The organism is Streptomyces sp. NPDC006551, from assembly GCF_040611675.1.
Lineage (GTDB): Bacteria > Actinomycetota > Actinomycetes > Streptomycetales > Streptomycetaceae > Streptomyces.
Map to the genome: position 1 here is coordinate 1 of NZ_JBEXOT010000046.1, position 22173 is coordinate 22173.

Here is a 22173-nt window from a genome sequence, read left to right on the forward strand (position 1 = left end):
TGACAGCGGGGGCGCGCCCAGGAGTCCGGCCGAGTCGTCAGCGCGGCTCGCGCAGGGCCTCCAACTGGTCCAGGAACCACTGTCGCGGCGGCAGCGCCGTCGCCTTGGCCGCCAGGCGCTTGGTGCGGTCGGCCCGTTCGGAGGGGCCCTTCGTCAGCGCCTCGTGCAGGGCCCGCGCGGTCTCGGACACGTCGTACGGGTTGACCGTCAGCGCGTCCTCCCGCAGCTCCTCGTACGCCCCCGCCCCCGTCGACAGCACCAGCGCGCACCCCGCCTCCGACACCACGGGGATCTCCTTCGCCACCAGGTTCATGCCGTCCCGCACCGGGTTGATCAGCGCCACGTCCGCCATCCGGTACGCCGCGAGCGAGCGCGCGAAGTCGTCCTTCACGGACAGGAGCACCGGCTGCCAGTCCTCCGTGCCCAGCTCCGCGTTGATCTCCTCCGCCAGCCGCGCCACCGCCGCCGTGTAGTCGCGGTAGACCTCCAGGTCCTGGCGGGAGGGGTAGGCCGAGGCCAGGTGGACGACCCGGCCGCGCCACTCCGGCCGCTCGCGCAGCAGTTCGCGGTAGGCGAGCAGGCCGCGCACCACGTTCTTCGACAGTTCCGTACGGTCCACCCGGACGATCGTCTTCCGGTCGCCGACCTCCGCCCGCAGCGCGGCCAGCCGGTCGTCCACCTCCGGCCGGTGCGCCAGCGCCCGCAGCTCGTCCCCGTCCACGCCGAGCGGGTACACCCGCACCCGGGTGCCGCGCCCGGGTTGGCCCGCCTTGCGGTGGCGCACTCCGCGCCAGGGGTCGTCGCTCGGCCAGGAGCCGTCCGCCGTCCCGGTGGCGCTGTCGATGTGCGCGCCTCTGATGAACGTCGACGCCCATGCCCAGGTGTGGAAGCCCAGCTCGTCCGCGCCGAGCATCCCCCACAGAAGCTCCTCGCGGATGTCCTCCGGCAGCATCCGCAGATACTCCGGCGACGCCCACGGCGTGTGCGTGAAGTGCGCGATCCGCAGGTCGGGCCGGAGCTCCCGCAGCTGCCCGGGCACGAGCGCCAGGTGGTAGTCCTGCACCAGGACCTCCGCACCCTCCGCCGCCTCCGCCGCCAGCGCCTCCGCGAAGGCGCGGTTGTACGTGCGGTACGCCTCCCACCTGCGCCGGAACTCCGCGTCGAAGACCGGCGCGACCGGGATGTCGTACAGATGGTGGTGGAGGAACCACAGCACCGAGTTCGCGATGCCGTTGTACGCCCCGTCGTAGACGGCGGGATCGACGGCCAGCATGCGGACGCCGGGCTCCGAGACGCCCGTGCGCACGGCCTCCCGGTCCCCGTCCGACAGCGCCGCGCACACCCAGAGCGCCTCCGGCTGCCCGGCGAGGGCGGCCGAGAGGCCGGAGACGAGTCCGCCACCGCCCCGACGGGCGTCGAGCGCACCCGAACCGTCCTCGCGCGGCACGTACGAGACAGGACCGCGGTTCGAAGCCACCAGTACAGAAGCCATGTGCCGAACCTAGCCCGTCCCGTAAACGCTCAAACGTACGTATACGACGTCGGCGCTCAGTCGCCACGCCGGCCGCGCAGGGCCGCCTTCGCCACCGCGCCCGTCCCCGCGAGGGCCAGCGCGAGCCCGCCGAGCAGCCACAGCCGCTCGCCGTGCGCGCCGGTCCCGGCCATCGAGCCCCGGGGGCCGTGCGGGGCCGGCCGCGGCGGGCGGACCGTCGGCGCCGGGGTCGTCCACGGTGGCCGCACCTGGCTCGCCCGCTCGCCCAGAGGCTCGATCACCTCGGCCGCGGCCGGACCGGCCGCCGCGAGGGGCAGCGAGCCGGCGAGGAGACCGGCGACCGCCAGCACAGCTCCCCTTCGATGCGTGAACCTCTGATGCGTGAACCTCATGAAACGGAAATCTAGGCAGAAAACATCATCATCCGACGTTCCGCCACGCGGTTACGCCACCCGGCGGTGCGCGTACTCCGCGATCTCCAGCATCGGCGGCCGCTCCTCCGTGTCCACGGCGTACGTCCTGGGGGAGAACCCCGTCTCGTCCCGCTCGAACTGCGTCAGCCGGGGCCGCACCAGATGCCCGCGCGACAGCCGCAGCTGCGCCGTCCGGTAGATCGCCGCCGCCATCCGGCCGAGCGCCTGCCCGTCCTGATGGCGGTGCTTGCGAACCCCGACGTCGACCTGGGCGAGCGCGTCGAGGCCCACCGTGTGCAGCGCGTCGACCAGCAGACCCAGCTCCACTCCGTAACCGACGGGGAACGGCAGTTGTTCGAGCAGCGAGCGCCGCGCCGCGTACTCGCCGCCCAGCGGCTGGACGAAACCGGCCAGCCGCGGCCAGTGCAGATTGAGCAGCGGGCGGGCCACCAGCTCCGTCACCCGGCCGCCCTGACCAGGAGCGTCCCCCAGCGGGCGGTCGTACATCGCCTTGACGAGGTGCACGTCCGGCTCGGTGAGCAGGGGGCCGACGATCCCCGAGACGAAGTCCGCGGAGAAGTCCCGCAGATCCGCGTCGACGAAGCAGACGACGTCCCCACCGGTCACCATCAGCGAGCGCCACAGGACCTCACCCTTGCCGGGGACGGCCGGTATCCGCGGAAGTATCTCGTCGCGCGCCACCACCCGGGCCCCGGCAGCCGCCGCGACCTCGGCCGTACGGTCGGTGGAACCGGAGTCGATCACCACCAGCTCGTCGACGAGCGGAACCGCGTCGGACATCAGCTCGCGCCGGATCACGGAGACGATCGCGCCGACCGTCGCTTCTTCGTTGAGCGCGGGCAGCACGACGCTGACCGTCGTCCCCCGCTTGGCCGCGAGGATCCGCTCCAGCGGACGGTCGGTCACGGACCAGGACCGCCGGGTCAGCCAGCGCTCCACTTCATCCAGCAAGGTGATCTCCATCTCGCGGTTCGGACGACCATCTCAACCGTCCATGCCTTCGGTTACAGTCTTGAACAACGCGGATGCCCGATGCATGTCGGGGTGCCGCCCGCGTTCCACAACCGAATACCGCTCATCCAGAGGGGCAGAGGGAAACGGCCCGTTGAAGCCCCGGCAACCCTCCAGTCGGTCACTCGTCCTCCAGCGAGGTCCCCGGCTAGGGAAGGTGCCAAATCCGTCTCATGGCGAAATTCGCCATGGGAAAGATGAGGAGAAAGGGCCTCGCCTCCAATGGCTGTACAGACTGTCGCGAACACCGAGAACACCCAGAACGCCCAGAGCACGGTCGATCTCGGTCCCGCTTCCGGGCTTTCCTGTCGCGAATGCGGTGAAGTCTTCCCGCTCGGCCCGATCTTCGCCTGCGAGCTGTGCTTCGGCCCGCTCGAGGTCGCGTACGACCTGCCCACCGGTGACCCCGAGGCGCTGCGCAAGCGGATCGAGGCCGGCCCCGCCAACATCTGGCGCTACGCCCCGCTGCTGCCCGTCCCGGCCGACGTCGCCGACAAGCCGAACCTGAACCCGGGCTGGACCAAGCTCGTCCAGGCCGACAACCTCGCCCGCGAGCTCGGCGTCGAGCCGGGCAGGCTCTTCGTCAAGGACGACTCCGGCAACCCGACGCACTCCTTCAAGGACCGCGTCGTCGCCCAGGCCCTCGAAGCCGCCCGCGCCTTCGGCTTCACCACCCTGTCCTGCTCCTCCACCGGCAACCTGGCCGGCGCCGTCGGTGCCGCGGCCGCCCGTGCCGGCTTCCGCTCCTGCGTGTTCATCCCGCACGACCTGGAGCAGGGCAAGGTCGTCATGGCCGCCGTCTACGGCGGCGACCTCGTCGGCATCGAGGGCAACTACGACGACGTCAACCGCTTCTGCTCCGAACTCATCGGCGACCCGCTGGGCGAGGGCTGGGGCTTCGTCAACGTCAACCTGCGCCCGTACTACGGAGAGGGCTCCAAGACCCTCGCGTACGAGATCTGCGAGCAGCTCGGCTGGGTCATTCCCGACCAGCTGGTGATCCCGATCGCCTCCGGCTCCCAGCTCACGAAGATCGACAAGGGCCTGCAGGAGCTCATCAAGCTGGGCCTCGTCGAGGACAAGCCGTACAAGATCTTCGGCGCCCAGGCCGAGGGCTGCTCCCCGGTGTCGGCGGCCTTCAAGGCCGGCCACGACGTCGTACGGCCGCAGAAGCCGAACACCATCGCCAAGTCCCTGGCGATCGGCAACCCGGCCGACGGCCCGTACGTCCTCGACATCGCGCGCCGCACCGGCGGAGCGGTGGAGGACGTGAACGACGAGCAGGTCGTCGAGGCGATCAAGATCCTGGCCCGCACCGAGGGCATCTTCGCCGAGACGGCGGGCGGGGTCACGGTCGGCGTGACGAAGAAGCTCGTCGAGGCCGGTCTCATCGACCCCAGCCTGACCACCGTCGTGCTGAACACCGGCGACGGCCTCAAGACCCTGGACGCGGTGGCCGAGACCTCGCAGGCGACCGCCACCATCCGCCCGAGCCTGGACGCGTTCCGCGACGCCGGCCTGGCCCACTGAGCCGACTGAGAGACTGGAGAACCCGATGAGCGTCAAGGTCCGCATCCCCACCATCCTCCGTACGTACACGGGCGGTCAGGCCGAGGTCCCGGCGGAGGGCGCGACCCTCTCCGAGGTCATCGCCGACCTGGAGAAGAACCACACGGGCATCGCGGCCCGAGTCCTGGACGACCAGGGCAAGCTCCGCCGCTTCGTGAACGTCTACGTGAACGACGACGACGTCCGCTTCGAGCAGGGCCTGGAGACGGTGACGCCGGACGGGGCGGGCGTGTCGATCATCCCGGCCGTCGCCGGCGGCTGCTGACTCATCGCGATTCCCCGAATTGCCCTCTCCGTGAGAAACGGAGGGGGCAATTCTGCATGGTTGAACGGGGTAGAGTTGGGGAAGCCCCCTCCGCTGCTCATGCCGGACGCATATGAGAATGCGTCGACGCGCGACAAGATGCAGCCAAAGTGTTCGAGTGTTGTGTACCTTCTGCGCACTTTGACGGGCCCGACTTGCCCCGGAACTCAGCGAATCCTCCCCAATTCTCCTTTCCGGCGCGCCCAGAATTCTCGTCCGATTGACCTGTTGCAGAGGGCAGTTGGGCAGATACATTCAGCCGCGGTCGACGCGTTCCGGCGCAGGGTCTGACCCGGGTCCGCGAAGTGCGGTCCCGCGCAAGGGCCAGTAATAGGGGAGTTAGGCATGGCTCAGGGCACCGTCAAGTGGTTCAACGCGGAGAAGGGGTACGGCTTCATCGCGGTCGACGGTGGTGCGGATGTTTTCGTCCACTACAGCGCGATCCAGATGGACGGTTACCGCACCCTTGAAGAGGGTCAGCGAGTCGAGTTCGAGATCTCGCAGGGCCAGAAGGGTCCGCAGGCGGACATGGTCAAGCTCGCCGTCTGAGCACGGCGCGATCGGCCACCACGTACGCACTCACGCCGAGGGGTCCGCATCCTGACCGGGATGCGGGCCCCTCGTGCGTTCCCGGACGGCTCCCCGGGTGTCTCCCGATCTGTGGGAGGCGCTTGCACTCTCCTAGGGCGAGTGCTAATCATTGGCGTTAGCACTCTGAAGGTGAGAGTGCTTACGAGGATCGGGCAGACGAGGCCCGCGACCAGGTGGGGCAAGGAACCGCCTGGCACGCAGGCCGTCCGTCGCGGGCGTCGGCGCGGTCCTGGAGCGTTATCCACCCCATGTCCGGGAGGACCACTTCACATGGCCAAGATCATCGCGTTCGACGAGGAGGCACGGCGCGGTCTCGAGCGCGGGATGAACCAGCTCGCCGACGCCGTCAAGGTCACCCTTGGCCCCAAGGGCCGGAACGTCGTCCTCGAGAAGAAGTGGGGCGCCCCCACGATCACCAACGATGGTGTGTCCATCGCCAAGGAGATCGAGCTCGAGGACCCGTACGAGAAGATCGGCGCCGAGCTGGTCAAGGAAGTCGCCAAGAAGACGGACGACGTCGCCGGTGACGGTACGACCACCGCGACCGTCCTCGCCCAGGCGCTCGTCCGCGAGGGCCTGCGCAACGTGGCGGCCGGCGCCAACCCGATGGCTCTGAAGCGCGGCATCGAGAAGGCCGTCGAGGCCGTCTCCGGCGCCCTGCTGGAGCAGGCGAAGGATGTCGAGACCAAGGAGCAGATCGCCTCCACGGCCTCCATCTCCGCCGCCGACACCCAGATCGGCGAGCTCATCGCCGAGGCCATGGACAAGGTCGGCAAGGAAGGCGTCATCACCGTCGAGGAGTCCCAGACCTTCGGTCTGGAGCTGGAGCTCACCGAGGGTATGCGCTTCGACAAGGGCTACATCTCGGCGTACTTCGCCACCGACATGGAGCGTATGGAGGCGTCCCTGGACGACCCGTACATCCTGATCGTCAACTCCAAGATCTCCTCCGTGAAGGACCTGCTCCCGCTCCTGGAGAAGGTCATGCAGTCGGGCAAGCCGCTGCTGATCATCGCCGAGGACGTCGAGGGCGAGGCCCTGTCGACCCTGGTCGTCAACAAGATCCGTGGCACCTTCAAGTCCGTCGCCGTCAAGGCTCCGGGCTTCGGCGACCGTCGTAAGGCCATGCTGAACGACATCGCCATCCTCACGGGCGGCACGGTCATCTCCGAGGAGGTCGGTCTCAAGCTCGAGAACGCCGGCCTGGACCTGCTGGGCCGCGCCCGCAAGGTCGTCATCACCAAGGACGAGACCACGATCGTGGACGGCGCGGGCGAGAGCGACCAGGTCGCCGGCCGCGTCAACCAGATCCGCGCCGAGATCGAGAACTCGGACAGCGACTACGACCGCGAGAAGCTGCAGGAGCGCCTGGCGAAGCTCGCCGGCGGTGTCGCGGTCATCAAGGCCGGTGCCGCGACCGAGGTCGAGCTCAAGGAGCGCAAGCACCGCATCGAGGACGCCGTTCGCAACGCGAAGGCGGCCGTCGAGGAGGGCATCGTCGCCGGTGGTGGCGTGGCCCTGCTCCAGGCCTCCTCGGTCTTCGAGAAGCTCGAGGGCGACCTCACGGGCGACGAGGCCACGGGTGCCGCGATCGTGAAGCTGGCCCTCGAGGCCCCGCTGAAGCAGATCGCCGTCAACGCCGGCCTCGAGGGCGGCGTCGTGGCGGAGAAGGTCCGCAACCTGCCCGTCGGCCACGGCCTCAACGCCGCGACCAACGAGTACGTCGACCTCATCGCCGAGGGCATCATCGACCCGGCGAAGGTGACGCGTTCCGCGCTGCAGAACGCGGCCTCCATCGCCGCGCTGTTCCTGACCACCGAGGCCGTCATCGCCGACAAGCCGGAGAAGGCCGCCGCGGCCGCTCCGGGCGGCATGCCGGGCGGTGACATGGACTTCTGATCCGTCGAGGATCAGCGGTCCGGCTGAACGCCGAAGGGCGGCACCCCAGCGGGGGTGCCGCCCTTCAGTCGTGTCGCTCGGTTGCTCTGTCGGTGTGACCATGACAGTAGGGAGCCGTCCGAGAGTCGCCGAGATCCGTCCGGAAGACGGGAGCGATCATGATCACGTTGCTGACGACACCGTCGGACCGGGAACTGGTCATCACACGCACCTTCGACGCCCCGCCGGAACGCGTCTGGGAGGCCTGGACCCGCCCCGAGCACGTCCGCCACTGGTACGGCGTGGCCGCGCTGACCACGACCGTCTGCGAGATCGACCTCCGGGTCGGGGGAGCATGGCGCTGGGGTCAGACGTCGTCCGACGGACAGGACATCGTGTTCTCGGGAACGTACGAGGAGATCGTCCCGAACGAACGCCTCGTCTACACCGAGCACTTCGAACTCATGCCGGGCCCGCCGGTCCACGTCACCCTGACCTTCGACTCCACCCCGCAAGGCGGCACGGCCCTGACGAGCACCTCGCTCTGGCCGTCGACCGAGATCCGGGACCAGGCACTGGCGACGGGGATGGAGGCGGGGGTCAGGGAGGAGTACGACCGCTTGGCGGAGTACCTGCCGACGATGTGAGAGCGGTGGGACGGGTCAGCCGGCGTGGTCCTTGAGCTTCTCAGTGTCGAGGGTGATGCGGACGGGACGGGGCGGGGTAGGGGGACGGTGGCGCCGAAGGGTAGGAGTCCCGGTGCTGGTAGGCACCGTTCCGGGGGTCGCTGAAGGCGACGACGGTGCCGGCGCCGTCGGTCGACGAGAAGGTAGACGGGAGTCTCGGAGGCGGCGTAGGCGCCGCGCTTCTCGACGCGGTCGCGGCGGTGGGTGTCGGAGTCGTGGGACGTGATCTCCACGATCACGGGTACGCCGGCGGGGTGGCCCACTCCCTCTGCCCGGCGACTGCCCGACGGGCGCCGGGCTCCGTCGGGCGTGGCGCGTCCGTTTCGATACTGCTTGACGGCCAGGCCCCGCTCCGGGTAGAGCGCGAGCTCGGGGCGGTGCTGCATGCGCTGGCGCATGAGCCACATGTAGATCTCGTCGTGGTCGCCATGTCCCGGCGGGCAGCGGTGTGGGGAGGCATGGCGTCGCCTCCTCCCCTCCATCCTGCTCCGCCGTCGGTGCGGACGAGCTGAACCGTCGTGTGCGATTTCCCTTCTCGGGCGCGGATGGCCGCCGCGTGGGCGCGGACCTCGGCGGTGGTGGATGGAGCCGGCGCGGCGGCACGCTGGGGCGTGCCGGGGGCTCGCCACGGCAGGGCCGCATTCGCTGCCCTGGAGGGTGTTGGGGTAGATGGGTTCGCGGCACCTGGCGCAATTCAGGATGTACGCGCGACAGCGCCGGCGGCCTTGACCCCGACGAAAGGCCGAGCCTCGACCGCTACCAACGACCGAGGCTCGAATCAGCACAGCTGTGCTCTGTGCCTATCCGAAGGACTTGACGCTCCTCCAGTCGACGGAAAGGACCGTCTTGGCCGCGGCGTTGGTGTTGGTCGCGGACGGGTAGTAGACGCGCATGTTTCCGGTCGCCCCGTCCCGGGCCCAGATGTCGGGAGTACCGTCGTTGTTCACGTCGGGGATGCCGATGGCAGCCGAGATGTTCGTCTGGGTCCAGCCGTTGCCGTACTGGACGTCACCCTGCCGGGAGGCGGCGGACGTCATCAGCGAGCTGAGGTTCACGCTGCCGGTGACGGTGCCGGGCTTGCCGTGGCGGACGTACATGAAGCCGGTGTCCAGGTCCCGCCACAGCAGGTCGGGGGTCGCGTCCTTGTCGATGTCGGCGAGGTTGACGATGTCGCGGCGGGTCCAGGTCTCGCCGGTCATCTGGGTGGCTGACTGGAAGGTGGCTCCGGTGTAGCCGGACAGGGTCCAGAAGGCCGCACCCGCGCGCACGACGACGTCGGACAGCTTGTCGCCGGTGATGTCGCCGACCGCCTTGATCTGGGTCCAGGTCGACGGTGCAGGGGCGCCCGGCGGCAGCTGGATGTCGATCCTGTCCTCGACGTTGAAGGTGCCGTAGCCGTCGCCGGGGTAGAGCCAGAAGGTGCCGTCCGGTGCGACGGAGAAGAGGTCGGTCGAGCCGTCGCCGGGGTAGACGTCCGCGTAGTGGGAGATCAGCGCGGCTTTGCCGGTGGTGGCGTCGTACCAGTAGCCGGGCGGCGGTTCCTCCGCGTTGAGAATCTCCGGTTTGTCGGCGTCGGGCCTGAGGACGTAGGAGCCGCGCATGCCTGAGTACAGCTCGCCCCCGGCTGCGCCGGAAAGGGACTGGAGGCTGCCGCTCGCGTTGACGATCAGGAGGTCGACGATGTCGTCACCGCCGACGTCACCCGGGCCGTCGGCCTTGTCGCGCGGTCGGACGTAGAAGGCGTAGTCCGTGCGCGCGCTGATGTTGCCCGCCGCGTCGAGGGCGAAGACCTGCAGCCCGTTCGGACCGGCGTGCGGCGGAGCCAGGTTGGTCACCGTCGCGGATCCGTCGGCCGCAGCGGCCACCTCGGTGCTTCCCACACCCTCGAAGTTGTAGCGGAACTTCGCAGCTCCGACGGACTTGAAGGTGATCGCGCCGGTTCCGCCGAACCTGACCGTGGCCCAGGTCTGGCCGTTGTCGGTGGCCTCCGGGAAGTGGGTGCTCGTGACGTCAGGCGCTTGGGGCGCGGTGGTGTCGACGGTGAGGGAACAGGATTCGAGGCCGAGCGGGAACCAGCTGGAGAGGCCCTGCGGGGAATGGGAATCCTCGGCCCGGACGACCCATGTGTAGGTGGCTCCATGCACCAGACCGGAGACGGGCACGGAGGCCGTGCCGCTGGAGTTCGGGGTCCCCAGGTAATCGGTAGAGGTGCCTCCGACCTTCGTGACGCGGAAGCGGAGCTTGCTCAGGTTGCCGTCGGCGTCCTTCGCGTTCGCCGAGAGGGTGATGCTCGTCGTCGCGATGGTCCGGCTGCCCGGAGTCTGTACGCACGCTCCGCCCGGGGTGCTCGTGCCGCCCGTCGGCTCGGAGGGGATGCGGTTGTACACCGCCTCGAACGCGGCGGAGGTCGCGCGGAACTTGCGCCAGGTATAGGTGTCGCCCTCGCTGGTGGCCCGCATGCCGAAGGTGATGTTCGTCCAGCCGCCGGTGGCGGCCTTCTGCGCGGCGGCCTTCACGTTGGCGTTGTCGAATTCTTCGTACGCGTCCGGGCAGCCCGTGGAGGAGTAGCCGTGGGCGAAGGACTTCGACTGCAGGTGCGTGGCCCAGCTCGGCTGGGCGTTCCAGGTGGTCCCGGTGGAGATGCCGCCGGTCAGCCAGAACTCGAACTGACGGTTGTCGCAGGACCAGGAGTGGTTGTTCTGGACCTTGAACGAGGCCGAGTAGACCGTGGCGCCTGTGATCTTCGTGAACTTCATGCGCCAGAAGGAGCGGCCAAGGCCGCCGGTCTGGTTCTCGTACCCCACGCGGGCGTCCGAAGTGCCGGAGCTGAAGTTGGTGCCGTTGTGGAAGCTGGTGTTCGGGTACGGGCGGTAGGCGGTCGTCCACGCCTCCCAAGGGGTGTTCATCGTCGGATCGACGAACACCGGGAAGCGGACGTCCTTGTCCGTGAACAGACCTGTGGCGGCAGCCTGCAGCCGCAGGCGGGCGTCACCGGTGCCCTCGCCCTCCAGCCGGAGGGGGACCTGGGCCTGGCGGGCGCCGGGCTCGATGCCGGTCAGGCCGGAGAGCTTCAGCACGTCGGCGGAGGTGGCCACCGACGTACGGGGAGCGGCCCCGGCGTCGGGGAGTTCGGGGTCGCGGCCGCTGGAGTCCCAGGCGAAGGGGGTGGGGATCGAACCGATCTCCTTGCCGCCCTTGTCCAGGATCTGTACGCGGCTGCCGGCCCTGACGTGCCGGAAGGCGGCCGTCTTCGAATGCAGGCCGTAAGCAACCGACTTGAGTGCCTTCTGCTGGGCGGCCTCCCGCGTCTTCACGATGAGGAGCTGGGCGAAACCGCCCTCCTCACGTGCGACCAGCAGCAGGTCGACCCCGGGCAGGACCTCGGGATAGAGGGCACGGGGCCCGTCGAGCACCGGCTCCGGCAGAGCGCCGGGCCAGCTGTAGGCGACGGTGTGGCCGGACACGTCCATCTCGGCCAGCACGCTGTCACCGGGCTGCGGGGCCCTGGCGAAGGAACGGTCCGCGCGGGACGCGTCGGCGCTGCCGCTGGAGAACCGCACCGGAAGGGCGGCGTTCACGGGCCGGACGCCGAGCCCGCCGGGCGCGCCCTCCGTCCGCTCCAGCTTGTTGTCTATGGGCGCCCACTGGCCCTTGGCGTTCTTCGCGCGCTGCGGGAGGGCGTGGATCTGCGTGCGCAGCCGACCGTTCGGCAGGGCCCAGGTCAGCTCGGTGGCCGTGGTCTCGGTTTCGACCAGTACCTGCTTTCCGGTGCGCAGGGCCTGGGACATGGCGGCCTTCTCGTCGCGCAGGCCGGTCGAGGCCGGCTTCGCCTCGGCCGGTCGTGGGCCCTGGGCCGTTGGTGGACTGTCGGGTTGCCACCAGGGCAACAGGGCAGCGGTGAGTGCGGCCAGAACAAGGCCGAGGGTGCAGGCCAGCCTGGTGCGCGTGCGCACGAAGGGGCTGAGCAGGCGGAGCGCGGTCACGGCGGTCTACTCCCGTGGGGACCAAGCGGAATGGGGTCAGCACAGACAGCCCCGACGGTCGGACCGCGGGGCACAGGCGCGCAAACGATCACACGACCGACACGGTCTGTCCATACATGAAGGTTTTATTAATTCGTGACCTTCAGGGGCGAGTTGGGCGGGCTCGTGGCCGCTTGCGTTCCCTCTGGGGCTTTCGGGCAACCCTTAAGAGATTCTATGTGGCAAATCGGACGATCCATCTGAAAGATCGTCAGTGCGGCGATTCGATGATTCATGAACCGTGACGCAGCTCACCGAAAATGCGTTCCAGCCCGTTCCTCCGATCTTGAAACGCGCAGCGTTCATGACAGATGGTGCACACGCGTGCGCCTGGAGCAGGTGTGCGCTCTTTGGTGTTTCCGCACCTCATCAGTTGTCTGGGTTGCCTCAGTGGGAGTCGACGCGTATGCGTGCTTCAGGTCCGCTGTCATGGCTGGGGCGGGGACGCCCAGCCATGACGGAGTCACAACGACGGCGTCGGCGGTTTGGCCGCACGGCGACCGTCCTTCTGTTGTCCTCGACGTTGTCGGTGACCAGCCTGAGCGCACAGGCATGGGCGGCGCCGGGTCCCGGCATGAGCCGGGAGGAGGACACGGGGCAGGTCAAGCTGCCCGACCTGCCCGAGGACGCGCCGATCGATCCGGATGTCACGGCCGTCAAGGATCTGAGCACGGCCGAAGAGGTGCCGGTCACGCCCTATGTGGCGCAGGCTGTCGACCCGTGGGCGGAGGACGCCGGCAAGGCGCCGCTGACGGCGCAGACCCAGCCGGGCACCACCGTGCCGGTGGTGAACGAGACCACGTCGGTGGGTCTGCCGGTCGCGGTGGGTGTGCCGGTGGGACAGGACCCGGCGGCGATCGCCGGTGACTGGCAGGTCGCGGTCAAGTCGACCACCACGTCGGAGGAGACCGGCGTACCCGGCATGATCATGGAGGTCATCCCGCCGGCGACCGCCGATCCGGCCGCGCAGGTCTTGCTCGACGTCGACACCACCGGTTTCGCCGACCGTTACGGCCCGCAGGCCGCAGAGCGTTTCGGCCTGGTCCTGCTGCCGAACTGTGTCATCGACTCCCCGGACACCGGTGACTGCGCGCCGGACACCGGCACCGAGACCATGTCCGGGAAGGACGACGTCGCCGAGGACGTCGAGCGGCTGCGTTCCACGGTCAAGGAGGTGCCGGCCGCCAAGGCCCCCACCAAGGCCAAGCTCAAGAAGAACGCACCCACCCGCAAGATCCTCTCGGGTTCGGTTCCGGTCGCGAACCTGCTCCCCGACAACGACGCCGGCTCGAAGGTCTCAGGCGCCTCGGCCCGTCAGGCCGCATTGCCCGCAGTGGACGCCTCGGGCCGTCAGGCCGTGGGCGCGATGGACACCGGTGCCTCGAGCTCCGGTGACTTCACCGCCTCCCCGCTGCTGTCCTCCGGCTCCTGGGCCGCGGGCTCGTCCAACGGCGCCTTCACCTACAACTACCAGGTGCAGGTTCCGGAGACCGCCGGCGGTCTGATGCCGAAGGTCGGCCTGTCGTACAACTCGCAATCGGTCGACGGTCGCACCTCGGCGTCGAACAACCAGGCCTCGTGGGTCGGTGACGGCTGGGACTACAACGCGGGCTCCATCACCCGGACGTACGCCAACTGCCGCCAGGACTCCAAGAAGACCGGGGCGAACAACTCCACCCACAAGACCGCGGACCTGTGCTGGGGGTCGATGAACGCCACGCTGTCGCTGGGTGGCATGACCACCGAGCTGGTGTGGGACGCGACCAAGGGCAAGTGGTTCACGGCCAACGGTGACGGCTCGACGATCGAGCGGGTTCTCGGCCAGGCCACCGGCAATGGTGCGAAGGACGGCGAGTACTGGCGTGTCACCACCAAGGACGGCACGAAGTACCACTTCGGTCTGAACAAGCTCCCGGGCTGGTCGGAGAACGGCGCCGCCGCCGACGACCCGCAGACCAAGTCCGTGCTCACGGTGCCGGTGTACGGCAACCACTCGGGCGAGGACTGCTACAAGGGTCCGACGACCACCGACTGGAAGTCCTCCTTCTGCACCCAGGGCTGGCGCTGGAGCCTCGACTACGTCGAGGACATCCACGGCAACGCCATGTCGCTGTGGTGGGAGAAGGAAGAGAACTACTACGCGAAGAACTTCTACTTCAAGGGTCCGGTCAAGTATGACCGCGGCGGCTACTTGTCGCGTATCGACTACGGCCAGCGCAAGGACAGCATCTTCTCCACGTCGGCTCCGGCCCGTGTGAACTTCTCCGTCGAGGAGCGCTGCTACACCGAGGGCACGCTGACCTGTAGCCAGGACAACTTCAAGTCGAGCGACCCGGGCAAGTACCGCATCTGGTACGACACCCCCGCCGACCTGCGGTGCCAGGCGGTCACCACGACGGACAAGAAGAAGTGCTGGAACGCCGGCCCGACCTTCTGGACCACCAAGCGCCTGGACAAGATCACCACCACCGCCCAGCGCTTGGCGGGCGACCCCGCCCGCCAAGCGGTGGACGAGTACCAGCTGACGCAGCACTTCCCGGTTACCAAGACCGGCGTGAACACCGCTCTGTGGCTGGAGTCGATCGGCCGTACCGGCTACGGCCGCAACGGCACCCCCGACGCGAGCGTGAAGCTCAACGCGGTGCGTTTCGAGTCCAACGCCGAGGACATGCCCAACCGCATCAAGGACGACGCGAGTCCGTCGTTCTCCCGGCTGCGGATCGCCCGTGTCATCAACGAGTACGGCGGCGAGACCGTCGTCACCTACAAGAAGCCCGTCGGTGAATGCGCCAGTCCCACCGGCGCCGGGCTCCCCGGCAAGACGGACACGGCCGGGCTGAAGAACAACAACCGCCTGTGCTACCCGGCGTTCTGGAACCCGGACCCCGAGGTCGAGGACATCGACTGGTTCCACAAGTACGTCGTGGACTCCATCGAGGAACTCCCGAACGTCCCCGGCTCGTACTCCACGCTGACCTCGTACGCGTACAAGAACGCGGGATGGAAGCTCGCCGAGGCGGAGTTCACCAAGAAGTCCACGCGGACGTACTCGCAGTTCGCGGGTTTCGAGCAGACCACGGTGATCACCGGTGCGGACAGGGCCGCCTCCGACAGCGGAGAGGGCTCCACGCCGGGCGAGGACACCCCCGGAACCGACAGTCCCAAGACCAAGGCCGTCACCCGCTACTTCCGCGGCATGGGCAACACCGTCCCGGTCACGGACGTCCACGGCGTCGAGATCGCCAAGGACGAGGAGCCCTTCGCGGGCCGCATCGCCGAGGAGCTCACCTACACCAGCGCGGAGGACGCCGACACCAACTGGCTGACCCGCAGCATCACCGTCCCCGACGCCACCGAACTCGCCAAGCGCAACCGTGACGACGGCCTGACCCCGCTGCGGTCCTGGCGCGTCACCGAGCCGCGGACGGTGTCGTACACCAAGTCCTCCGGCACGGGTGACGACACGCGTACCCTGCGCCTCGTCGAGACGAAGACGACCTACGACGCGACGTACGGCCTGCCCACGCAGGTCGAGTTCCTGGGGGACACCGGCAAGACCGGCGACGAGTCCTGCACCAAGATGGAGTACCTGCACCAGACCGACAAGAACATGATCGGTCTGACCAAGCAGGCTCTCTCCTCGCCGACCTCCTGCGCGAATGCCAACTTCACAGACCTGAAGACTCTGAGCGGCGGCACCCGCACGGCGTACGACGGCCTGGGCTACGGTGTGGCGCTCGGCGCCACGACGCGTGGCCTGGCCACCGAGACGTGGTCGCTCAACGGCGACGGCACCGGCTTCCAGACCAACGGCACCACCGGCTTCGACGCCATCGGCCGTGTCGTCCGGCGCACCGACCCCGACCAGAAGTCCTCCACGATCACCTTCGACCCGCCCACCGGACAGGTCTTCAAGGTCATCGAGAGGAACTCCCTGCTGCACGAGCAGATCCAAGAGCTGGAGCCGGGCCGGGCCGTGGGCCTCAAGACCACGGACGTCAACGGCCGGGTCAGCCAGGCGGAGTACGACCCGCTGGGCCGCCTCGTCAAGGCGTGGGGTGCGGGCCGCACGCCCTCGGCCACGGCAGTGCCCGACTTCGAGGCCGTCTACACGATCCCCGAGATCAAGCCGGACGACCCGACGCGCACGCCGCCCTACGTGACCACCCACGCGCGTGGCCACAAGGACCGGATCGAGACCTCCGTCACGATCTACGACGGTCTCGGCCGTGAGCGCCAGTCGCAGGAGCAGGCCACGGGCCGCGGATGGCTGATCACGGACACGCTGTACAACAGCGCCAGCCAGATCCGGCAGACCAACAATGCCTATCTGTCGCACACGGCCAAGCCGGGCGAGCTGTTCATCCCGGACGCCGACACGGCGGTCCCCAACAGGACCATGTACACCTACGACGGCCTCGGTCGCGTGGTCGAGGAGATGCCCTTCCTCAAGTACGAGATTCCGGGGTCCGAGGGAGCCACGTCGAAGGCGTTCCCGGAGCGGGCCACCCGATACGAGTACGGCCAGGACTGGTCGAAGGTGATCAACCCGCAGGGGGCCTCCTCCTACCGGGTCTACACCGACGCGCTCGGCCGCACATCGCGCACGGACACGTTCACCGACACGGCGCACCAGACGTACACGTCGACGAGCTACCAGTACGACGCGCGTGGCCAGCTGGTGAAGGCCACCAAGTCGGCCGACCCGACGCACCCGTGGTCGTGGACGTACGACCACCGCGGCCGGATGAAGAGCGCCACCGACCCGGACACGGGCACGGCGAGTACTTCCTACGATCACCGCGATCGCGTGCTGACCACGACCACCGGCCGTGGCGTGGTGTGGAACGGTTACGACGAGCTGTCGCGGCCCACGCAGCAGCGGTTGAACGGTCCGGCCGGCACGCTGCTGGCCGACTTCACGTACGACAACGTCGCCGGCGGCAAGGGCCTGCCCGCCACCGCCACGCGCTACACCGACGGTCTGGCGTACACGCAGAAGGTCAACGGCTACACCGAGGACTACCAGCCGACCTCGACCACGCTGAGCCTGCCGCAGTCGATCGCAGACACGTGGGGTCTGCAGAGCTCGTACACGTACGGCTACCAGTACTCCGACACCGGCCAGCTGGACGCTGCCACCCTTCCCGCGGTCGGCGCCCTCGCCGCCGAGAAGCTCGTCGTCCGCTACAACAAGGACGGCCTGCCGCTCTCCATATCCGGCAAGGACTGGTACGGCTCGGAGACCGTCTACTCCCCGTACGGCCAGGTGATGCGCTCCACGCTCGGCGCGCAGCCGTACCGGGTGTGGACGCAGAACACCTTCGACGAGGCCAGCGGTGAGCTGAAGGACCAGCAGGTCTACCGGGAGCAGACGGGTGACGCGTCCCTGGTCAGCGGCATCCTCGTCTCCAAGCGCTCCTACACCTACGACCCGGCGGGCAACGTCACCGGGATCCAGGAGCACTCCCAGGGGATCGCGGAGCGTCAGTGCTTCACGTACGACCCGCTGGGTCAGCTGAAGCAGGCGTGGACCGACAAGAACCAGACCACGTGCTCCACCGCTCCGAAGAACGCGCTCGACGGCACGCTCAATGTCGCCGCCGGCGCGGACGGTTCCGGCTACTGGCAGGAGTACGAGTACGACCTGCTCGGCAACCGTAAGAAGCTGAGCGAGAAGGACCTCACCGGCGACACCACGAAGGACGCCGTCATCGATTACACCTACGGAAAGGCGGACGGCTCCCAGCCGCACACGCTGACCAAGGTGTCGAAGGCGTACAAGACGCCTGCGGGCGCGGCGGTGAAGGCCGAGGCGGAGCGTCTGTACGAGCTCACTGGTGAGACCAAGTCGATCACCTCGATCCAGAACGGCGACAAGCAGGAGCTGAGCTGGACCTACGACGGCCAGGTCGACCGGATCACGGGCCAGGGCGCTGGTGGCAAGACCCCGTACGTGGGCCTCGCCGACAAGTGCATCGACCTCAAGTCCGGCCTGGTCGCGGCCTCGCAGCCGCTGCAGCTGTACCCCTGCAATGCCACCCAGGCGCAGAACTTCAGGTTCGCTCCCGCACCGGGTCAGGCCGACCCGAACCTGGGCACGCTGACGGTGCACGACACCTGGTGTGTCCGGCCGGCGGCCAACACGGCCGGTTCGGCGGTGCAGATCCAGAAGTGTGACGGCACGGCCGCGCAGCAGCTGAAGCGGAACACGGCGGGACAGCTGACGCACGTCGCGTCGGGTCTCTGCGTCGCGGTCCAGGGCGGCGCGACCGCGAGCGGTACGGCGATCGTGCTGGCGACCTGTGACGGTGCCTCCGCGGCCCAGCTGTGGTCGCCGCAGAACGACACCCGTCACATCTACGGCCCCGACGGCGGCCGACTGCTGACGATCAAGGGCAAGCAGGCGACCCTGCACCTGGGCGAGGCCGAGGTCACCGTCCAGAAGGGCGGCATCCTGGTCAACACCCAGCGCACCTACTCCGCTCCCGGCGGCGCGATCATGCGCTTCGCCTATGGCGCGGGTTCCTCCCAGCTGGTCGCCATCACGACGGACCACCAGGGCAGCCCGTACGCGGAGGTCGCGCTCTACGGCGGCCAGACGGTCCGCATCCGCAAGCAGGACCCCTTCGGCAACCAGCGTGCGGCTGCCACCACGGCTGCCAACCTGCAGACCCACAAGGGGTTCCTCGGCAAGACGAACGACGACGCCTCCGGCTACTCGCTGCTGGGCGCCCGTCTGTACGACCCGGTGGTCGGACGCTTCCTGTCCGCCGACCCGATCCTGGATCTGAACGACCCGCTGCAGTCCAACGGCTACGCGTACGCGCACAACAACCCGGTCACGCACGCCGACCCGACGGGCCTGGCGATCTCGCTGTCGTCCTCGGAACGGGCGGCCGCCCTGGCGGGCGCGGGTCTGAGCGCGGCGCAGGTCGCGCAGGCGCAGTCCACGATGGGCAAGTCGCTGTCCTCGGTGATCCTCGCCATCGCGTGGGAGACGCTGAAGGACTTCATCGGGATCAACGACGCCATGGCCTGCTTCGGCGGTGACATGTGGTCGTGCGGCAGCCTCATCCTCGACGCGATTCCATGGGGCAAGATCGGCAAGATCCCGTCGGTCCTGAGAGCCATCGACCGCACGATCGACGCCATCCAGGCGTTCAAGGCGGCGAAGAAGGCGGCGGAGGCCGTCCTCAAGGCGGCCAAGGCGGCCGAGGCGGCGGCGCTCAAGGCCAAGATCGCGGCGATCGAGAAGGCCAAGAAGGCCGCGCAAGCGGCCAAGAAAAAGGCCGCGGAAGAAGCGAAGAGAATCGCCGACAAGGCGCTAGCCCAGAAGAAGAAGACCGGCAACCCGGTCCAGAAGCAGGCGCAGGCGAAGGCTGCGCCGAAGTCCTCCTCCGTCTCCGGCGGTAAGGGTGGCGGCGGCAAGGGCGGCGGCGGTAAGGGCGGCGGAGGTGGCGGCAACAAGGTCAGTACCTCCAAGGCCGGCGGCTCCAACGGCGGTTCCTCGCGAAGCAGCGGCGGCTCCAGCGGCGGATCCTGCAACAGGTCGGACAACAGCTTCACGCCGGGCACGAAGGTGCTGATGGCCGACGGCTCCACCAAGCCGATCGAGCAGGTCAAGACCGGCGACAAGGTCGTTGCGACCGACCCGAAGACGGGCGAGTCCCGGATCGAGACGGTCACCGCCGAGATCAAGGGTGAGGGCCTCAAGCACCTGGTCAAGGTCACGATCGACACGGACGGGAAGGCCGGCTCGAAGACGGCGGAGGTCACGGCGACGGACGGCCACCCATTCTGGGTCGCCGAGCTAGGCAGGTGGATCAACGCCGCCGACCTGAAGTCGGGCCAGTGGCTCCGGACGAGCGCGGGCACGTTCGTCCAGATCGCCTCGATCGAGCGCTGGACCGGCCAGGACGCCACGGTCCACAACCTGACCGTCTCTGACGTCCACACGTACTATGTGCTGGCTGGGGCTGCGCCGGTCCTCGTTCACAACTGTGGGGAGGCCGATGATGACTTGCTCGACTTCGCAGACGAGGCGCTGAGCATGAGTCCGGAATCGCGTCCCAATGTTGCTACGAAGATTACCTCTGCGGATGGAGAGCATGTCCGTTTCTCCTATGCAACGGATACGCGCAGTGGTGCAATGCCTCCGCAGACAGCGAGAGCAGTAGCTAACTCCGGACACCACGGCGGGTGCGGGGAAGTTGGGTGTGCCATTCAGTTCGAGAGCGCCGGCATCCCGCTAGAGGGGGCGACATTCCAGTCTGTCAGGATCGGCGGTGGCGGTAGAGGGAATTCATTCCCAATTGAGAATCATGGTGAACTGATCGCACCATGCCCTGCCTGCCAGCGGTTCTTGCCTCAAATCGGTGGACGAGGGTGAGCCTCGTGCCTGTCTCTCCAGAGTTGCGCGCCGCACTTAAGAAATTGAGGGAAGTGCGATCCGAAAGGCCTCCGGGTGGGCGTGAAACTGAATCTTTTGCCGCGTGGCGGGAAAGGATTGCAGACGCTTTGGACTCACTGGCTGGCGTTCTCATCTATCAGGAAGATCGCCAGAGAGCTGCCGCCGAAGCGGCCGCTGCTCGCGCCGAAGCAGAAGGAATCCGTGCTGAACTGAATCGACTGGACTGATGGATAGGGCTCTGCTCTGATCCGTCTGTTTCCGCAACAGCAAGGCGGAATGTCCTTGGGTATATCAGAAGCCCCGCCGAGAGTAATCTCGGTGGGGCTTCTGAGTCGTTTGACGGCAACGCTGACGGCAACGTCAACGGACGATGGCTGCGGCGGGTGGGTTGTCGTGGTCGTCGTCGGTCGGGCTGAGGGAGCGCGATACGGCGCTCGGACGCCCGGGTCTTTGTGGGCAGGTGGGTGAGGCCGCCGATGCGGGTGCGTTGGAGCGAGCGGTGGATGCTGGCCGTTCCGGTTGGTGAGGTCGAGGTCTTCCCAGTGGAGGCCGAAAAGTTCGCCTTTGCGGAGGCCGGTGCGCAGTGCGAGTTCGTACAGCGCCTGGAGTCGGTCGGCGCGGGCGGCGTCGAGCAACTGGCGCGCCTCGGCTGCGGTGAGGGGCTGGAAGCGCCTGGGCTGGTGCGTGGTGGTCTTGACGTTGCGTGCGATGTTCCGGGGCGGCTCGTCTTCGCGGACCGCGTGTTCCAGGGCCGATTCGAGCACCGAGTGAAATTCGGTGATGCGGTCGGTGCGACCGGACCAGAACAGCCGCTCGCGGCGCTGCATCTCCTCGCGGACCCGGCGCAGGATCTCGGTCGGCTCGTCGGGGTGGATGGCGTCGGAGACCTTGCAGGCGGTACGCCACCAGGGCGCGACCGCACCGAGGTTGGGGTCGATCACGATCAGCCGCACATCCCGCATCAGGGACGCGTAGGCGAGCAGGGTGTTGACGGTGATCGACTTACCGGAGCGGGTGAGGCCGGCGACGAGGGCGTGCGCGGAATAGGCGAGGTTGAGCACGACGGGGGTGCCGTCCTCGTCCCAGCCGAGCAGCACATCATCGGTGGAGACGAACTGACCCGGTCGGCACACTGGGGAGCCGTCGGGACCGAGCAGTGGTGAGCGGATCACCGCCTCCAGCGGCTCACGGCGGAAGCCGCGTGCGACGATCACTCCAGGCTAGGGCTGGCTGATCCGGATGCGGCGCATACCCCAGGCGTCGCACAGGCCCTCGTTGGCGTCCTGCCAGGCGCTCAGCCCGACCTGCGGCAGGGCATCGGCGGTGACGGTGACGCCGAAAGTGTCGGCGCGGGTGTGCAGGCGCGGGACCAGCACGCGCGGCTTGGTCGGTTGGTCCTGCGGGCCGTACTGCTGGAGCACGGTGGGGGTGGCGTCCTTGACTGCCAGGCCGAGCATCGGGGCGAGCCGCTTCCAGCTCCACCGCAGCCGCCGGGCCTGCCGCAGGCTGATCCGGGTCTCGGCGTCGGCCCGGTACCAGCGGGCGAAGCAGAAACCTGACCAGCCCAGCAGCCCGAGCCCGCCGAGGCCGACCACGGCGAGGAGCGCGAGCCCGAGGGGGTTGCCGGTCATCAGGCGCCCGCCTTGGCGGCGTCGGCGCGCAGGGAGATGCCGTGCCGGTCCTTGCCGTTGATTTCGTTCTCCCAGGCTGAGGCGACCAGGCCGGTGAAGACGACGGGCATGCCGAGAATGGGGGCCATTTAAGTGACGGAAT

At 68.4% G+C, this 22173-nt stretch carries 12 protein-coding genes, 3 pseudogenes and 1 riboswitch; of the genes and pseudogenes, 6 read left to right on the plus strand and 9 right to left on the minus strand.

Annotation, left to right across the window (positions count from 1 at the left end; all coding sequences use genetic code 11):
- Positions 1 to 37: 37 nt before the first annotated feature.
- The 3 genes from ABZY12_RS29010 to ABZY12_RS29020 are packed head-to-tail and all read right to left on the minus strand — an operon-like array spanning position 38 to position 2877.
- Positions 38 to 1492, minus strand: coding sequence for a trehalose-6-phosphate synthase (locus ABZY12_RS29010; RefSeq protein ID WP_356895435.1), 1455 nt, complete (start codon positions 1490 to 1492; stop codon positions 38 to 40).
- A gap of 56 nt (positions 1493 to 1548) precedes the next feature.
- Positions 1549 to 1884, minus strand: coding sequence for a hypothetical protein (locus ABZY12_RS29015; protein WP_356895437.1), 336 nt, complete (start codon positions 1882 to 1884; stop codon positions 1549 to 1551).
- A gap of 51 nt (positions 1885 to 1935) precedes the next feature.
- A complete protein-coding gene (locus ABZY12_RS29020) occupies positions 1936 to 2877 on the minus strand; it encodes a glucosyl-3-phosphoglycerate synthase (RefSeq protein ID WP_356895439.1) in 942 nt (313 codons plus the stop codon).
- A gap of 121 nt (positions 2878 to 2998) precedes the next feature.
- Positions 2999 to 3141, plus strand: a riboswitch (SAM riboswitch).
- A gap of 18 nt (positions 3142 to 3159) precedes the next feature.
- Here ABZY12_RS29020 and thrC point away from each other — a divergent pair.
- From thrC to ABZY12_RS29045, 5 genes are all read left to right on the plus strand, one after another.
- Positions 3160 to 4467 (plus strand): threonine synthase, encoded by a 1308-nt coding sequence (gene thrC / locus ABZY12_RS29025; protein WP_356895441.1) that lies wholly within the window; start codon positions 3160 to 3162, stop codon positions 4465 to 4467.
- 25 nt (positions 4468 to 4492) lie between these two features.
- Positions 4493 to 4771 carry a MoaD/ThiS family protein gene (locus ABZY12_RS29030; RefSeq protein WP_356895443.1) on the plus strand — a complete coding sequence of 93 codons (279 nt, stop codon included), beginning with the start codon at positions 4493 to 4495 and terminating at the stop codon, positions 4769 to 4771.
- 384 nt (positions 4772 to 5155) lie between these two features.
- Positions 5156 to 5359 (plus strand): cold-shock protein, encoded by a 204-nt coding sequence (locus tag ABZY12_RS29035; protein ID WP_005315736.1) that lies wholly within the window; start codon positions 5156 to 5158, stop codon positions 5357 to 5359.
- Between the two features lie 312 nt (positions 5360 to 5671).
- Positions 5672 to 7300, plus strand: coding sequence for a chaperonin GroEL (gene groL, locus ABZY12_RS29040; protein ID WP_356895445.1), 1629 nt, complete (start codon positions 5672 to 5674; stop codon positions 7298 to 7300).
- A gap of 158 nt (positions 7301 to 7458) precedes the next feature.
- A complete protein-coding gene (locus ABZY12_RS29045; protein WP_356895447.1) occupies positions 7459 to 7926 on the plus strand; it encodes an SRPBCC family protein in 468 nt (155 codons plus the stop codon).
- 122 nt (positions 7927 to 8048) lie between these two features.
- Here the strand turns inward: ABZY12_RS29045 and ABZY12_RS29050 are convergent.
- Together ABZY12_RS29050 and ABZY12_RS29055 are read right to left on the minus strand one after the other, a co-directional pair.
- Positions 8049 to 8447 (minus strand): annotated as a pseudogene (locus tag ABZY12_RS29050) (Uma2 family endonuclease); the annotation flags it as partial.
- A gap of 318 nt (positions 8448 to 8765) precedes the next feature.
- Complete coding sequence (locus ABZY12_RS29055) at positions 8766 to 11948, minus strand: hypothetical protein (protein ID WP_356895448.1); 3183 nt, start codon at positions 11946 to 11948, stop codon at positions 8766 to 8768.
- A 613-nt stretch (positions 11949 to 12561) separates the two neighbouring features.
- Here ABZY12_RS29055 and ABZY12_RS29060 point away from each other — a divergent pair.
- Positions 12562 to 20379, plus strand: a complete 7818-nt coding sequence (locus ABZY12_RS29060; protein ID WP_356895496.1) for a polymorphic toxin-type HINT domain-containing protein — start codon at positions 12562 to 12564, stop codon at positions 20377 to 20379.
- Between the two features lie 436 nt (positions 20380 to 20815).
- Here the strand turns inward: ABZY12_RS29060 and ABZY12_RS29065 are convergent.
- The 4 genes and pseudogenes from ABZY12_RS29065 to ABZY12_RS29080 all read right to left on the minus strand — a co-directional run.
- Positions 20816 to 21196: pseudogene (locus tag ABZY12_RS29065) on the minus strand (tyrosine-type recombinase/integrase); the annotation flags it as partial.
- Positions 21197 to 21212: 16 nt separating this feature from the next.
- Positions 21213 to 21614: pseudogene (locus ABZY12_RS29070) on the minus strand (FtsK/SpoIIIE domain-containing protein); the annotation flags it as partial.
- 6 nt (positions 21615 to 21620) lie between these two features.
- Complete coding sequence (locus tag ABZY12_RS29075) at positions 21621 to 22031, minus strand: hypothetical protein (RefSeq protein ID WP_356895450.1); 411 nt, start codon at positions 22029 to 22031, stop codon at positions 21621 to 21623.
- The gene (locus ABZY12_RS29080) at positions 22031 to 22159 is read right to left on the minus strand and encodes a hypothetical protein (RefSeq protein ID WP_356895452.1); all 129 of its coding nucleotides are present in this window, start codon (positions 22157 to 22159) and stop codon (positions 22031 to 22033) included. The genes ABZY12_RS29075 and ABZY12_RS29080 overlap by 1 nt, the downstream gene beginning before the upstream one ends.
- Positions 22160 to 22173: the final 14 nt, after the last annotated feature.

Bases quoted from the DNA above. Each gene is read 5' to 3' on its own strand.
- ABZY12_RS29030 (WP_356895443.1), top strand. From the start codon at position 4,493: ATGAGCGTCAAGGTCCGCATCCCCACCATCCTCCGTACGTACACGGGC.
- ABZY12_RS29045 (WP_356895447.1), top strand. From the start codon at position 7,459: ATGATCACGTTGCTGACGACACCGTCGGACCGGGAACTGGTCATCACA.
- ABZY12_RS29075 (WP_356895450.1), bottom strand. From the start codon at position 22,031: ATGACCGGCAACCCCCTCGGGCTCGCGCTCCTCGCCGTGGTCGGCCTC.
- thrC (WP_356895441.1), top strand. From the start codon at position 3,160: ATGGCTGTACAGACTGTCGCGAACACCGAGAACACCCAGAACGCCCAG.
- ABZY12_RS29010 (WP_356895435.1), bottom strand. From the start codon at position 1,492: ATGGCTTCTGTACTGGTGGCTTCGAACCGCGGTCCTGTCTCGTACGTG.
- groL (WP_356895445.1), top strand. From the start codon at position 5,672: ATGGCCAAGATCATCGCGTTCGACGAGGAGGCACGGCGCGGTCTCGAG.
- ABZY12_RS29015 (WP_356895437.1), bottom strand. From the start codon at position 1,884: ATGAGGTTCACGCATCAGAGGTTCACGCATCGAAGGGGAGCTGTGCTG.
- ABZY12_RS29080 (WP_356895452.1), bottom strand. From the start codon at position 22,159: ATGGCCCCCATTCTCGGCATGCCCGTCGTCTTCACCGGCCTGGTCGCC.
- ABZY12_RS29060 (WP_356895496.1), top strand. From the start codon at position 12,562: ATGAGCCGGGAGGAGGACACGGGGCAGGTCAAGCTGCCCGACCTGCCC.
- ABZY12_RS29035 (WP_005315736.1), top strand. From the start codon at position 5,156: ATGGCTCAGGGCACCGTCAAGTGGTTCAACGCGGAGAAGGGGTACGGC.